Genomic DNA, 14,727 nt, shown 5'->3' with positions numbered 1-14,727 from the left:
TTTCCTATCATCGGTTCGAAGCGAAGCGCTTACTGCTGCTTGGCCGCGTTCTGGGCGTCTTCGAGCTTCTTGCGCGCTTCTTCCGCCTTCTTCGACATTTCTTCCTGCAGGAGACGCTGGCGCTCCTGAAGTTCCGACTGCTTGATCGGCTCGCCATCATAGGCCTGAGTGAAGCCTTCGAGCGAAATCTTGATCGGGGTCGGGGTGCGCTGGAAGTTGACCGAGGTCAGAACCAGTTCGCCGCCCTTCTTGTAAGAGGCGATCATCTGGTCGGTGAGCACGGTTTCGGCCACGCACTTGTCGGGCATGCAAACCGAATAGCCAAAGCGCTGAGCCTGGCCGCCATCCACCTGGACGTTGATGCCGGGCTGAATCATGCGGGCGCTCGGCACGGAGACCTGCATGATCTTGCGGTTGACCTTGCCCGTCACCTCGATGAGGCCGACGGCGGTCAGAAGCTGGCCGGTGGGGGCGGAAACGATGTTCTGCACGATGCAGACGTCGTTGTCTTCCTGCTTGGTGCAGACCTTGTACCAGCCCTGGCGCGGAGCAGCGGCTGCTCCGCCCTGTTCCTGGGCGATGGCCGGCAGCGCACCGAAAGCGCCCACAGTGAACCCGGCAGTGACGAGGGCTGCGAGTGTCCGTTTGGTAGTGGTGATCATGGGTCTGGTTTTCTCCTGCAAACGCCCCTGCGGACACGGCACTTCCAAGCAAAGGTGCGCACGCTTTCCGCGTCGTTGTTTCTGCGGCGCTTTTGTTCGCCAATTGAGGCGAGACAATGACCGGTAGCGCCTCGTGTTACCTCCTGCGGAAGCGAATTTCCACCCCTCTCCACGGGTAGCCGTGAAAAATACCGTTCGGCCGTTTTCATGTCTCGACCCGAAATTATCCAAGGGCGCTGTGCAAAAGGTGGCGGTCCTCAAATGGCCGCATTTGGGCTTTGTGGCAGAAGGGCCGATCCGCATGTTACGTTGCGTGACAGAATCGGGGCCACCAGAAACCGGCGAGACAGGCTGAGGGAGACGGAATGTTCAACACAGGCGCAACGCGTGCGGTCCGGCGGAAGGCCGGGCTGCCGGCGAGGTTTCTGGCGGCGGCGCTGGCCCTGCTTGCAATCGCGCCATCGGGCACACCGGCGGCCAACGCCGAACCGGTACATGCGATCGCGATGCATGGCAGTCCCTCATTGCCGGCAGACTACACTCATTTTCTCTACACCAATCCCAAGGCACCCAAGGGCGGGGAAGTCACCTACGGGGTCGTCGGCTCCTTCGACAGCCTCAATCCCTTCATCCTGAAGAGCATGCGCACGACGGCGCGCGGCGTGATCGACCAGCAATACGGCAACCTCGTCTTCGAACCGCTGATGATGCGTGCGCAGAGCGAACCCTTTTCGCTCTACGGCCTTCTGGCCAAGACCGTGGAGTGGGATGAGGATCGCACATTCATCCAGTTCAACCTCAATCCGGATGCCCGCTGGTCCGACGGCAAGCCGGTCACCGCCGACGACGTGATCTTCACCTTCGAGCTTTTCCGCGACAAGGGCCGTCCGCCCTACTCCACACGCCTCGATCGCGTGGAGAAGATGGAAAAGGTTGATGAAAACAGCGTCAGGTTTACCTTCAACGACCAGTCGAACCGCGAATTTCCGATGGTTCTCGCCCTGACGCCCATCCTGCCGAAGCACGCCACCGACGCCGAAAACTTCGAAAAATCGACATTGGAGGCGCCCATCGGGTCGGGGCCCTATCGTGTCGGCGCCATCGTGCCGGGCGAGCGCATCACCTATGAGCGCAACAAGGATTATTGGGCGAAGGACCTGCCGGTCAAAAAGGGGCAGGACAATTACGACAAGATCACAATCGAGTATTTCCTGTCGGAGAACACCCTGTTCGAAGCCTTCAAGAAGGGTGTCATTGACATCTATCCCGACGGCTCGGTGACCAACTGGCTGCGCGGCTATGATTTTCCGGCCGTCAAGGACAAGAAAGTCGTCAAGGAAACCTACAAGAACCAGACGCCGTCCGGGATGTACGGCTTCGTCTTCAACACCCGGCGGCCGATCTTCCAGGACAAGGCGGTCCGCAAGGCGCTGACGCTGCTTTTCGATTTCGAATGGGTGAACAAGAACCTCTACGAGAACGTCTACACACGCACGCAATCCTTCTGGCAGGGTTCGACGCTTTCGAGCTACAAGCGCGCGGCGTCAAACGCGGAAAAGAAGCTTTTGGCTCCCTTCCCCGGAACGGTCGATCCGGACGTGATGGACGGCTCTTTTCGGCTGCCGGTCAGTGACGCATCCGGTCAGGATCGCAAGATCCAGCGCGCGGCCTTCGACATTCTCAAGGACGCCGGCTACGCGATCAAGAACCGCCAGATGGTTGGTCCGGACGGTCGCCCGCTCGCCTTCGAGGTGATGACCCAGAACGAGGGGCAGGAAAAGCTGGCAATCGCCTATCAGCGATCGCTCGCTCCGCTCGGCATCAAGCTGTCGATCCGGACCGTGGATGACGCGCAATATCAGCAGCGCTCCCAGGACTTCGACTACGACATGGTCGTCAAATCCTATCCTTCCTCACTCTCGCCGGGCATTGAACAGATCGGGCGCTGGGGATCGAAGGCCAGGGATCTGCCCGGAAGCTTCAATTTCGCCGGCGTTGCCGATCCCGCCGTCGATGCGATGATAGATGCGATGCTGAACGCGCGCAGCCAGAGCGATTTCCAGGCCGCGGTGCGCGTCTTCGATCGCGTGCTCCTGTCCGGCTATTACATCGTTCCGGCCTATCATCTGGACGAAAGTTATCTGGCCCATTGGGAACGGGTGACCGGTCCGGCGGGCATCGCGCCGCTATACGGCTATTACCTGCCCGCATGGTGGGACAAGAACGCGGGAAAGTGACATCCGCGTTCCGGCTCCCCATATGAGGGGCAGACAGCAGCAAGGATACCCCGCCATGCCCGACACCATGACCGCCCAGCCCTTTACCATCGACATCGTGTCAGATGTCATGTGTCCGTGGTGCTATATCGGCAAGCGAAGGCTCGATGCCGCGCTCAAGGACATTGGTGCGGACATTCCGCTCGATGTGCGCTGGCGCCCCTACCAACTCGATCCGACCCTGCCCAAGGAGGGCAAGGACCGGCGCGCATATCTCGAAAACAAGTTTGGCGGTCCCGAAGCCGCCGAACGCGCCTATGCCAATGTTCGGGCGGCCGGCGCCGAGGAGAACATTCCGTTCCACTTCGAGCAGATCGAAGTCTCCGCCAATACGCTCGACGCCCATCGGCTCATTCGCTGGGCCGGCTCGCAAGGCACGGACGTCCAGGACAGGATGGTGGACATCCTGTTCCGGATGTATTTCGAGGACGGTCGCAACATTGGCGATGACGCGGTGCTTCTCGAAGCAGCCGGCGAAGCTGGTCTCGACCAGAAAATCGTTCGGGAACTGCTCGAGTCGGGTGCAGATCGGGATGCCGTGACCCAGGAAATCGCCATGGCCCAGAAGATGGGCGTGACCGGCGTGCCCTGTTTCATCCTCGACGGCAAGCACGCCTTGATGGGCGCACAGCCCGCCGAGCTGATCGCCAAGGCCATTCGTCAGATCGCGTCGGAGAAAACCGAGGGCGCAAAAGCGGGCTAAATGCCTGTCTTTGCCATCCCCGTGCCGGTTTACGGGCGCAGCACTTCGGTCCCGGCGCGCCGGAGTTCGTCGATGGACGACAACCCCATGAGATTCAGCGTGATCTCGATTTCGCGTTCGAGCAGCTGGATGAGGTGGTTGACGCCCGCCTCGCCCTCGGCTGCGACGGCCCAGGCAAATGGACGTCCCATCAGCACATAGTCCGCCCCGAGCGCGATTGCCTTGATGACGTCGCTTCCGCGCCGGAAGCCGCTGTCCACGAACAGCGCGGCAGACGGCCCCAGAGCGTCCCGGACTTCCGGAATCATGGACACCGTGGACCGTCCGTGATCGAGCTGCCTGCCGCCGTGATTGGACAGGACAATGCCGTCGATCCCGGCTCCCCGCGCCAGCGCAGCGTCTTCCGGATCGGATATGCCCTTAATGAAGAGTTGACCGGACCACGCCTTGCGGAGTTCGGCGACGGTATCCCAGGTCAGGTTCTTGTCGAGACGCCGGGAGAGGTTTCCGGCTTGCGCCATTGCGCCGCGGCCGAATTCGGCGCGTCCCCTGACCAGTTCGACCTCCGGAAAACCGGAGCGCAGCAGGTTCAGTGACCATGAGGGCCGCCGGGCGAATTGCCAGAAGAGCCCCGGCGTCATTCGGTCGACGCTGCGGAAGCCGTTCTTCACGTCACGTTCGCGTACGGATGTGATGGCCGTATCGACCGTCAGGAAGATGCGTTCGACGCCATGGTTCCTGCAGGCTTCGAGATGCTCTGCATTCACCGCCGGATCTTCGTCGAGGTAAAGCTGGAAATCGGGCGCTGCACCCGCTGCCTTCCCGATCGTGCCCAGACCGTTGATGGAGAATGTGGACAGCACGAACGGGATGCCGGCTCTCGCAGCGGCGCGCGCAACCGCGATATCCCCGTCCTTGCGGTAAAGGCCCAGGAAGCCGACAGGTCCCGGTCCGAACGGCAAGCGGGACGAGCGCCCGGCCGCTGTCACGGACAGGTCCGGCTTTGGATCGAGGGGAGCGAGAACCCGTTGACGCAATGTGTAGTGGTCGAAGCCGTCCCGGTTGCGCCGAAGCGTGGTTTCAGAAAAGGAGCCGCCGTCGATATAGTCGGCAAAGATTTTTGGCAGGCGGCGGCGCGCCGCCTTGGCGAAATCCTCGACGTTCTGGTAGCGGCGCTCGAGGCTCATTCCGGACGCACCGCGTCGAAGAACCGCGTGAACATGTCCTCGCCCTCAATCGGCCGCGATGCCGCGGACAATGCCACGCCGAGCCCGATCGCCGAGGAAACGGGATTGTGGCGATCAGCGCCCTCGCCCGCGTTCAGGTTCATCACCAGCGTGGGAGACAGGAACAGGCCGGTACGCACGATCTCTTCCCAGTCCGCCGGCAGCAGGCCTTCGTCCCGCAGATGGGCAAGCCACGGTTTCCAGAACGTCTCTGCCTTCGCTTCGAGCAGCGCCATGCGCACCTGACCGGGCTGCCAGTCGGTTTCGAAGTGGACAACGCCATCCTTGAGCCTGACCCGCGCCGTGAACCGCTCTTCCGCCATTTCGGGATTATAGAGCCAGAACGGGTGAGCGAAGATGTTGTGGAAGGTCGACTTCACCTCGGCCAGAAGGGACGGCACCTTGTCGCCGGCAAAGGCCGGATCGAAGAAGGCCAGCCTGTCGCGGGTATCGCCACGTTCGTACCAGACATTGGCATTATGCGCGTCGCCGTGAGCAACGATGCCACCCGCAGCCGCGGTGTTGGCAGGGCGGTAACGCTCATGCGCCTCGTCGAAGGCCTGCCGCATCGTGGCGCGGTAACGGAGGCCGTTGACCGTAACGGCGGCATCGGCGATCTCGCCCCAGCTGACCGACACGTCGTCGGGGAACAGGAACTGCCTGCCGACATAGAATTTGGCGAAACGTCCGCCCGGATAGGCGCCGCCCGGCAGGTCGATCAGCCGCTCGTAGAACAGCCGATGGATCGGCTCCGCCGCAGCCTCCTCTTCCGAAATTGGCTGAAGCGTGGACCTGGCGATCGAAAGGATGCGCCCGTTGAGATCGGATTCCGAATCTCGCGCCCGGGCGATAGCGTCGGCATCCGGCTTCTGGTCGAGTTCGAAAAGGACGTCGGAAAACCTCGGATCGGACCGCCGGCGATAGATCAGCAGCTGCTCGCCGGGCAGCGTCGACATATGCACCGGCTGGTCGACGGGAAGACCGGCCGAAGACAGGATATCGGCGCGATAATATTCGCCGGTCATGTCCTCTTCGCCTTCCTCCTGATGGAACTTGAAGAAATAGTTTTCCTCACCCGAGCGGAAAAACCCGTTCAGCGAGTTCAGCGAATACTGGTCGAGATTGATCCGCAGTTCCGCAACGGGGATGTCGAACAATTCGGCGATGAACGCCTCGAGCATCGTAGCGGCACGCGAAGGATCCTGCCGTGCGACAGCACGAATTTCTGCGGTCCGCGAGGAGCGCGTCGTCTCGTCAGCCACCGGTTTCTCCAATCTTCACAAGCGTCTTGATGCCGGTGGTCCGGCCCGCGAGCAGCCGGTCATAGGCAGCCGGAACGTCAGCCAGGGCGACGATGCTCTCGATAAAGGGATCGAGATGCGGAGCCAGGTCGGGCAGCATGTCGCCGATCATGGCCAGTTCGTCGTTGAAGGCATGACAGCCGACGAGGGCGATCTCGCGCTCGACAAGATGAACCGGATCGATGATGTCCGCAGCATTCCCGATGCCGACAAGCCCCAGCCGGCTCGCACCGGCTATGGTGGAAAGAAGCCCCTTGATCACATGGGCATTTCCCGTCGTATCGACGGCATGGCGATAGTAATGCGCGGCCAACCCATCGAGGTCGAAGACTTTTGCGCCTGCGGCTTCAGCCACCAGCCCGGTCCGGGCGGCATTGCGGTCGACGATCAACACGGGATGCCCGGCGCGCGTCGCAAGCAGCGTGATCAGGCCACCGATGGGTCCGCATCCCGTCACAACGATTTCCGCGCCGTCCGGGACATCCATGAGTTTGAGAGCATGCAAAGCCACGGCCAGCGGCTCGGCCATGGCGAGATGTTCGTCGGACACGCCTGCGGGCGCCTTGAGCACATTGCGGCCCGGCAAGGTGACCTGTTCGGCAAAGCCGCCATCGATGACCTCACCCAGGAACCCGAGATGGGAGCAGACCTGCCCCACGCCGTTCCGGCAAGACGGGCATTTTCCGCAGATGTAGCGGCTATCGACGATCACCCGGTCGCCGATCGCCACACGGGAGACAGCCGCGCCGACAGCCGTCACCGTGCCGGTGAACTCGTGTCCGGCCACCGAGGGCGCGCGGCTGATCCATGCGCCGGTCCGATAATTGTGGAGGTCGGAGCCGCAGATGCCCGCGACGGAAACCGCCAGGGTCACTTCATCCTGCGCGGGAGCGGCAGGGGTGGAAACCGTCTCGAAGCGCAGGTCACCCACCCCGTGAAGGCGTACCGCTTCCATCAGATGTCCTTCAGATACTCTTGGCGCAGATCGCTGACGGCATTGGCGTGCGAGGAGAAGCCCTCATACTCCGCAAGCGTCTTGGCGGCCTTCGCCATTTCCGGGTAGCCCTTTTCGGTGACGTAGCCGATGGAGCTGCGGCGCACGAAGTCGGATACGGACAGCGGACCATAGGTATTGGCACCCCTAGACGTCGGAAGCACGGCATTCGGGCCAAGCGCAAAATTCGCAATCGACACCGGCGTGTGTGTGCCAAGCAGAATTTCCGAAGCCTCGGTGATCTCGCCGAGATAGTCGAAGGGCTTGGTCGACAGGATCTCGAGATGTTCCGGTGCGTATTCGTTGACGAAGGCACAGGCGTCATCCATGTCCTTCGCCAGCACGATGCCGCCCGACTGACCGGTCAGCACGGTGCGCGAGAACTCGACCCGCTGTTCGGTCATCTTGCCCCAGAGTTCCGGAAGTGCGGCAAGCGCCTCCTCCACCACGCGCTCGGACGGCGTGACCAGCCAAGCGGAACTGTCGGGACCATGCTCGGCCTCGATCAGAAGGTCCATTCCGGCAAGGCGTCCCGATACGGTGTCGTCGGCGAGGATGACGCATTCCGACGGACCTGCGGGAAGGCCCGGATCGATGATGCCCGCGAGCAGACGCTTGGCGGCGACCACCCAGGGGCTGCCCGGACCGACGATCTTGTGCGCCTTCCTCACCGTTTCGGTGCCGTAGGCGGCGGCTGCCACCGCCTGCGCGCCGCCGCATTTGTAGACGGTTTCGACGCCGGCAATCCGGGCAGCGACGAGGGTCGCGGCATCCACCTTCCCATCCGGTCCGGGCGGCGTGAAGATGGCGAGATTCGGCACCTTGGCGACGACGCCCGGAACCGCCGTCATCATGGTGACGGAGGGGAAGGACCCCTTGCCGCGCGGCACGTAGAGCGCGACCGAGTTGATCGGCAGATAGCGGTCACCGGCGAAGGCGCCCGGACGCACTTCCTTGAGCCACATCGCCTCGGGTGCCTGTTCTTCATGGAAGTTTTTGATGTTGCCGATGCCGAAGCGGATTGCTTCGATCACCTTGTCGTCGACCAGGCCGAATGCCTCGTCGAACTCGGCTTCCGAAACCTGCAGCGTTTCGGCGGTCAGCGACGCAGCCTTGTCGAAATCGCGTCCGTAGCGCACGAGCGCGGCATCGCCTTCGTTCTTCACCGCATCGATGATCGGCTGGACCTTTTCGAGGAAGAAGGACAAATCCGATTCGGACCGGCGGACAAGCGCTGCGCGCTCTGCGTCGCCGAGGCCGGCGAGTTTCTGGACGTTGATGTCGGACATGACAAACCCTTTCAGTCAGCGAGTGGTGGCAGCAATCGAGCCCGGCCAGCCATCATTTGGATTTCAGGAAGATTTCGAGGCCCACGAGGCGGTCGAGAAGCCAGACCGCAAACAGAGCGATGACGACGAACACGGACGAGACCGCGGCCAGATCCGGCGTGATGATCGACCGGATGTTGTTGTAGATCTGAACCGGCAAGGTGACGGTGCGCGCGTCGGTGAGAAGGAGGGAGACGAGAAATTCGCTCATCGCCAGAACGAACATCAGGAGACCGCCGGTGATGACACCGGGCATGACGCCCGGCAGCGTGACGTACCAGAAGGTTTCGAACCGCCCTGCCCCGCAGCTCGACGCGGCAAGCTCGAGATCGCTGTCGAGCGCCCCGGCGGCAGACGAGACCGACCAGATGATGAAAGGAAGGTTGATCACCGCGAGCGCGACACCGATCGGCCAGAGACTGCCCAGGATGCGCCATTCGCCGAAGATCAGCATCATGCCGATGCCCGACCCGATCAGCGGAATCGTGAACGGCAGGAGCAGATAGACTTGGACCAGATTGGCGAAGCGGATCCGGAAACGCGCCAGCGCTAGGCCCGCCAGCGTTCCGATGGGAACGGAGACGATGAGGCAGACCGTGGAGACAAACAGCGAGCGGATGAAAGCCTGCTGGAGATCGCGTGCGAGCGCGATCTTCTCATACCACCTGAATGTGAAGCCTTCGGGCGGAAACGAGATCATGTTGGCGGTGGTGAACGATGCGCCAACCACGATGATCGTCGGCACCGACAGGATGAGGATGCAGAACCAGACGATGGTCCAGAACAGGAAACGTTGCGACACGGCGGTCATTTCTTTCCTCCCATGCCGAGCGTTCCGGCGCCGAATATCGAAATGACGATGGCGACGAACACCGATCCGAGGACAACCAGCATAAGCGCCAGCGCCGCGCCGAGGCCCTGGTCGGCGGTGCGGAAAAACTGGTCATAGATCGCGTTGGCGATGAAGTCCTGCGAACCGCCGCCCAGCATGGCCGGCATGGCGAAGTCGGTCAGCGCCAAGGTTCCGACGACGAGGCCCGCCCCGATCAGGCCCGGCTTGGCCATCGGGATCACCACATGGCGGAAACTCTGGAGCCAGTTCGCGCCGAGAGAGGCCGCGGCAGTCTCCGTCTCGCGCGGAATGGCGGTCAGCGCCGGTGCCAGCATGAGAACCGCAAATGGCAGCATGTACTGCACGAGGCCGAAGACGACGGCAGGAAAATTGAACAGGAGGCGGATCGGCTCCACGCCGACGAGCCCCAGTGCATTATTGGCAACGCCCGTGGTGCCGAGAATGATCAGAAGACCGTAGGCGCGCACCACCTGACCGATGAAGAACGGCAGGAACAGCGTGACGAGCAGGACCTTGCGCACGGCCGAACTCGAAGTCCGGACCATGATGTAGGAATAGGGCAGCGCCAGCAGGAGCGTGAAGAAGACGGTCAGCACCGCACCGAGGACAGATCGCCAGATGATCTTCCCGTAAGTCGCGTTCTCGACGACCGTGCGATAGTTCTCCAGCGTGTAATTTTCCGACGGCAGGAATGTCGAACGATCGAGCGTATGCAGCGAACTGTCGGCCATCTGGAAAAGGCCAAGCACAAGCAGGCCGACGAGCAACAGCGCCGGCATCAGCAGCGCCCAGCCGGTGTAGGGCATCATGCGCGCCGGCCAGACGATATCCAGCGTTCGGTTCAGCGCATCCATGACGCGCCACCGCAAGGGATATCTGAAGGTCCTGGGCGTTTGGTTGCTGGACGGGGTTTGCGGCATCAGTCCGTCGTTCCGATTTATCTGCGGCAGGTTTCCAGTGGCGCGCCGGCCGTGGACGGTCGGCGCGCCACTCGAGGCAAAACCGGCGCGAACGCATGTTGCGCGCCGGTGCAGACGCACTTAGCCCTGCATGATTTCCTTGAACTTCGCGAACCAGTCGCTCTCGTTCTGGACCTGGACCGCCGAGGAGATGCGGATCAGGTGTTTGAAATCCTCGGGCTTGGTCGGATAGGACGGATCGTTTTCCAGTCCTTCCGGCGGGGTCAGGCCGGGCACGACGCCGGGCAGTCCGAGGCCGTCGAGCCAGACCTGCTGGCTTTCCTGCGACAGGGCGAGGTTGACGTACTGCTTGGCCCAATAGGCTTCGTTCTCGGGAAGGTTCTTCGGCACCCACAGGCAGTCGGTGTCGAACTTGCAGCCTTCTTCCGGCACGGTCCAGGCCAGCTCGACGCCGTTCTTCTTGGCAGCGAGGGCGTTCGTCGAGATCGTGCAGGCCGCATCGATTTCACCGTTCTGGAACCAGGTGGTGAAATCCGGGTCTTCGCCCAGAAGCGGGTTCTGCGCCTTCATTTCGCGCACGAAATCCCAGCACGGTTCCATGTTGTCCGGGATATCGTCCAGCGAACCGCCGCCGGCGACCTGAGCGGGGAAATGGAAGCCGATGCCGTCATTGTAGAGCGCGACGCGGCCCTTGAACTTCGGATCGAGCAGATCGCGCCACGACTTCGGCGGGCCGTCCGGGAACGCTTCCGGACGATAGGCCAGGACGTAGACGTAGCCATAGGTGTTGACGATCGGATAGCCTTCGAGACCGACCGGCTTGGCGAGTTCCGTGGTGTTGGCGAGGTTTGCGAGGTCCGAAAGGTCCTCGGTCACGCCACGCAGCGCCGACTTGGTGGCATTGGTGGTGGTGTCCCAGTTGACGTGGATCGGCGGAACGCGACCCTGTGCCACTGCGGCCCAGAGCTTGGGCTGGATTTCGTTGTCCTCGGTCAGGTCGTGACGAACATTGATGCCCGTCATCTCCGTGAAGCGGTCGGACACGCCCTTCTTGAGCGCCTCGACCCACTCACCGCCCCATGCACGCACGATGATTTCGGACGGCTTTTCGGGCTCCTGGGCGAACACATGCCGGGTGGGCATGGAGGCGAGCAGTGCCGCGCCGCCGGTAGCTACGCCGGCACGAAGAACGCTACGGCGGGTAAATGGCTTATGCATTGATAGTCTCCTCTGAGGTATGCAGCTGTTATTATTGTCATTCTGCTGCGTGGCGAAAGATCTTCAGGTCGCGACGATTCCAGCCGATGGCAACCGGATCGCCAATATCGAAAAGGCCGAAACCTTCGGGGTCGTGGTGGTAGACGCGGAAGGTCGTACCGGGCAGAGACGCTGCCTCGACGATGTACATCTGCCGCTCACCCTCGAAAATCGTATCGATGACGGTGGCATCCAGCTGCATCTCGCACGCGCCGAGCGCCGGCGCGGACCTGGCGAGGCGGATCTGTTCGGCGCGGATTGCCGCGATGACGGGAACACCCTCCGTCACATCGCCCGCCGAAACGCCGAGAACCTTGAGGTCGCCCGACTGGAGATCGCCGTCGGCGGTCGCCTTGCCCTCAACGAAGGAAGACAGGCCGAGAAAGCCGGCGACGAAAGGATTGGTCGGTGCGCGATACAGCTCGACGGGCTTAGCGTGCTGCTGAATGCGTCCGCCGTCCATGACGATGATATCGTCCGAGACGACAAGGGCCTCGCGCTGGTCGTGGGTCACATTGATCGTCGTGACGCCGAGTTCGTGCTGGATACGGCGGAACTCGAGCTGCATCTCCTCGCGCAATTTGACGTCGAGGGCGGCGAGCGGCTCGTCGAGAAGAAGGAGATCCGGCTCGAAGACCAGGGCGCGGGCGATGGCGACGCGCTGCTGCTGGCCGCCCGACAGCTCGTTGATCCGGCGATTGCCGTAGCCGCCGAGTTTGACCAGTTCCAGAAATCCGTTCACCCGGTCCGGGATCGTCCGGGGATCGAAACGGCGCATCTTCAGCGGGAACGCAACATTCTCGGCGGCGGTCATGTGGGGAAACAGGGCAAGCCGCTGGAACACCATTCCGATCGAGCGGCGATGCGGCGGCGCCGCCCCGACAGCCTTGCCGTTGATCGTTATCTCGCCGGCGGTCTGCTTCTGAAAGCCCGCGATCATCCGCAGCAGCGTCGTCTTGCCGGAGCCGGAGGGACCGAGGATCGTCAGGAACCTGCCCTTCTCCAGCTCGAAGCTCGCATCATCCACCGCCAGAACACCGCCGCCGAAGTCCATCGAGACGTGGCTCGCACGCACCGCGATCTCGCGGGCGCCGTCTGCGGGTGCGTATTGTGCGGCGGATCGGTCTGTCATCGTTGCCCCTGCAATCTGCTTTGAGCGAAGCTAAGCACTTCTCGGATTAAAAGTATATACTTGTTTTTCGCCTCAGGGTGGGCTTTTGGCGGAAAATTCGCCATCGCCTAAATCTTAGCCAGATAGCCGCCGTCGATGATCACACATTGACCGATTATATATCTGGCAGCGCTGGAGGCGAGGAATTTCACCGTGCCGGAAAGATCGGAGAGCTCACCGAGGCGGCCTGCCGGGATGCCGGAGATCATCTGCTCCACCCAGGCCTTGTTCTCGTAGAAGACGCTGGTCATGTCGGTCTCGAAATAACCCGGCGCGATTGCGTTGACCCGTATTCCCAACGGCGCCCATTCGGCGGCCATGGCACGCGTCATGCCGAGAATTCCGCTTTTCGACGCACCATAGGGCACCGCGCCCGGCACTCCCACATAGGAGGTCAGGGAGGCCAGGTTGATGATCGAACCGGACCCCGCATCCGCCATCTTCGATGCCACGGCCTGCGCGACGAAGAAGGCACCCTTCAGATTGGTGTCGACGATCTTGTCCCACAGCGCCTCGTCGGCTTCGAGGGTGGGCCGAACCTCCTCGACGCCGGCATTGTTGACGAGAACATCGATGGAACCGAGGTTCGCGACACGGGACTTGATATCCTCGACATTGCGCTGGTCGAGGGTGAGGATTTGGACCTCGGCTCCCAGCGAGCGGGCCTCCTGCCCCACCCGGTCGAGCGCGTCGGCATTGCGCGCACCGAGGATCAGTCGCGCTCCGTCGCGGGCGAAAGACAAGGCGATTTCGCGCCCGATACCCCGACTTGCGCCAGTCACGAACACGGTCTTGCCCGTGAAATCGAACGTCACGTCGCTGCCTGAACCACTTTGACCTTGCATCGGAATTCGATCTCCTATTGATATGTCTATACATAGAGTGACCAATCGTCACCCGCGAGTCAACGGAGAGCATCATGCGCCCGCCCAGGTTTTCAGCCCGATCCGAAATTGCAGCGCTCAAGCCCTATAATTCCGGTCTGACACTCGACGACGTCGCGGCGCGCGCCGGAGGACGTCGCATAGCAAAACTTGCATCGAACGAGAACCCACACGGGCCGAACGAAGCCACCAAAAAAGCGATGGCGGACGCCATATCTCGCCCCTTCCTCTACCCGGATCCGTCCGGGCGCGCCCTGGTCGACGAGATTGCCGCCCAGACCGGCGCGGAGAAAAGCCGCATCGTGCTTGGTGACGGGTCCGAGGATCTCCTCAACGTGCTCGCCCGCGCCTCGCTGAACGCCGGAGACGAGGTCGTCACGCTCTTCCCCTCCTTCCCCCTTCACGAGGACTACGCCATCATGATGGGCGCTGAGGTCACCCGCATCGGCCTGACGTCGGAATTCTCGATCGACACGCCCGCACTTCTGAAAGCAGCGGCGCGGCCGGTCCGCCTCATCCTGATCGCAAATCCGATGAACCCGGCAGGCCTCTGGCTGACGCCGAAGGATCTCGATGCGCTGCTCGACGCCCAGCATCCGGACAGCCTTCTGTGTCTCGACGAAGCCTATGTGGAATATGCGGCGGGCCCGGATTTTGCCTCCGCCGCCACACGCCTTGAAAGCCACGACAAGCCGCTCCTGATCCTGCGGACATTCTCCAAGGCCTACGGACTGGCGGCATTGAGGATAGGCTACGGAATATCGAACAGCGACGACGTCATTCGCGCCATGAACCTCGTCCGCACGCCCTTCAACGTCAACGCCGTGGCACAGGCTGCCGCCCTTGCCGCCATGACCCGGACCGACGCCATGGATCAGGCGGTCGCCCACACGCTGAAAGAGCGAGCGCGCATGGCCGAAACGCTCACAGGAATGGGGCTGCGCGTGCTGCCGTCAAAGGGCAACTTCCTTTTCGTCGATTGCGGCCAGCCGTCCATCGAAGTCGCGGACCGCCTGATTGACCACGGCGTCGTGGTCAAGCCCTGGAAACAGGAGGGATACGAGACCTTCATCCGGGTTTCCGTCGGCCTGACCTGGGAAAACGACCAGTTTCTGGAGGCCTTGAGCCGGGTTCTCTGATCCCGGCCTGTCA

The 14,727-nt window shown here is 62.2% G+C and carries 13 protein-coding genes; 3 read left to right on the top strand and 10 right to left on the bottom strand.

Features of this window, described 5'->3' with window-relative positions; translation table 11 throughout:
* Positions 1–29: 29 nt before the first annotated feature.
* Positions 30–662 (bottom strand): invasion associated locus B family protein, encoded by a 633-nt coding sequence (locus E2A64_RS09865; protein WP_133284171.1) that lies wholly within the window; start codon positions 660–662, stop codon positions 30–32.
* 365 nt (positions 663–1,027) lie between these two features.
* Here E2A64_RS09865 and E2A64_RS09860 point away from each other — a divergent pair, with 365 nt between their 5' ends.
* Together E2A64_RS09860 and E2A64_RS09855 are read left to right on the top strand one after the other, a co-directional pair.
* A complete protein-coding gene (locus E2A64_RS09860; protein WP_133284170.1) occupies positions 1,028–2,899 on the top strand; it encodes an extracellular solute-binding protein in 1,872 nt (623 codons plus the stop codon).
* A gap of 55 nt (positions 2,900–2,954) precedes the next feature.
* Entirely contained in the window at positions 2,955–3,641 is a 687-nt protein-coding gene (locus E2A64_RS09855) for a DsbA family oxidoreductase (RefSeq protein ID WP_244598206.1), read from the top strand.
* 29 nt (positions 3,642–3,670) lie between these two features.
* Here E2A64_RS09855 and E2A64_RS09850 read toward each other — a convergent pair whose 3' ends face one another.
* From E2A64_RS09850 to E2A64_RS09810, 9 genes are all read right to left on the bottom strand, one after another.
* The gene (locus E2A64_RS09850) at positions 3,671–4,828 is read right to left on the bottom strand and encodes an alpha-hydroxy acid oxidase (protein ID WP_133284169.1); all 1,158 of its coding nucleotides are present in this window, start codon (positions 4,826–4,828) and stop codon (positions 3,671–3,673) included.
* Positions 4,825–6,048, bottom strand: a complete 1,224-nt coding sequence (locus E2A64_RS09845) for a hypothetical protein (protein ID WP_206662439.1) — start codon at positions 6,046–6,048, stop codon at positions 4,825–4,827. The genes E2A64_RS09850 and E2A64_RS09845 overlap by 4 nt, the downstream gene beginning before the upstream one ends.
* 73 nt (positions 6,049–6,121) lie before the next feature.
* Entirely contained in the window at positions 6,122–7,123 is a 1,002-nt protein-coding gene (locus tag E2A64_RS09840) for a zinc-dependent alcohol dehydrogenase (RefSeq protein WP_133284167.1), read from the bottom strand.
* Positions 7,123–8,451 (bottom strand): histidinol dehydrogenase, encoded by a 1,329-nt coding sequence (gene hisD, locus E2A64_RS09835; protein WP_133284166.1) that lies wholly within the window; start codon positions 8,449–8,451, stop codon positions 7,123–7,125. The genes E2A64_RS09840 and hisD overlap by 1 nt, the downstream gene beginning before the upstream one ends.
* 52 nt (positions 8,452–8,503) lie before the next feature.
* Positions 8,504–9,301, bottom strand: a complete 798-nt coding sequence (locus E2A64_RS09830) for an ABC transporter permease (RefSeq protein ID WP_133284165.1) — start codon at positions 9,299–9,301, stop codon at positions 8,504–8,506.
* Positions 9,298–10,197, bottom strand: coding sequence for an ABC transporter permease (locus E2A64_RS09825; protein WP_244598205.1), 900 nt, complete (start codon positions 10,195–10,197; stop codon positions 9,298–9,300). The genes E2A64_RS09830 and E2A64_RS09825 overlap by 4 nt, the downstream gene beginning before the upstream one ends.
* Before the next feature lie 186 nt (positions 10,198–10,383).
* Positions 10,384–11,481 (bottom strand): ABC transporter substrate-binding protein, encoded by a 1,098-nt coding sequence (locus E2A64_RS09820; protein WP_133284163.1) that lies wholly within the window; start codon positions 11,479–11,481, stop codon positions 10,384–10,386.
* Between the two features lie 37 nt (positions 11,482–11,518).
* Entirely contained in the window at positions 11,519–12,652 is a 1,134-nt protein-coding gene (locus E2A64_RS09815; protein WP_244598204.1) for an ABC transporter ATP-binding protein, read from the bottom strand.
* A 107-nt stretch (positions 12,653–12,759) separates the two neighbouring features.
* Positions 12,760–13,536, bottom strand: a complete 777-nt coding sequence (locus E2A64_RS09810; RefSeq protein ID WP_133284162.1) for an SDR family NAD(P)-dependent oxidoreductase — start codon at positions 13,534–13,536, stop codon at positions 12,760–12,762.
* A gap of 74 nt (positions 13,537–13,610) precedes the next feature.
* Between E2A64_RS09810 and hisC the strand changes: the two genes are divergently transcribed.
* Entirely contained in the window at positions 13,611–14,714 is a 1,104-nt protein-coding gene (hisC, locus tag E2A64_RS09805; protein WP_133284161.1) for a histidinol-phosphate transaminase, read from the top strand.
* Positions 14,715–14,727 lie beyond the last annotated feature (13 nt).

Source organism: Pseudohoeflea suaedae (assembly GCF_004354915.1).
Classification (GTDB): Bacteria; Pseudomonadota; Alphaproteobacteria; order Rhizobiales; family Rhizobiaceae; genus Pseudohoeflea; species Pseudohoeflea suaedae.
Note: the sequence above shows the minus strand (reverse complement) of the source record. Positions and strands in the feature narration are given on the sequence as shown.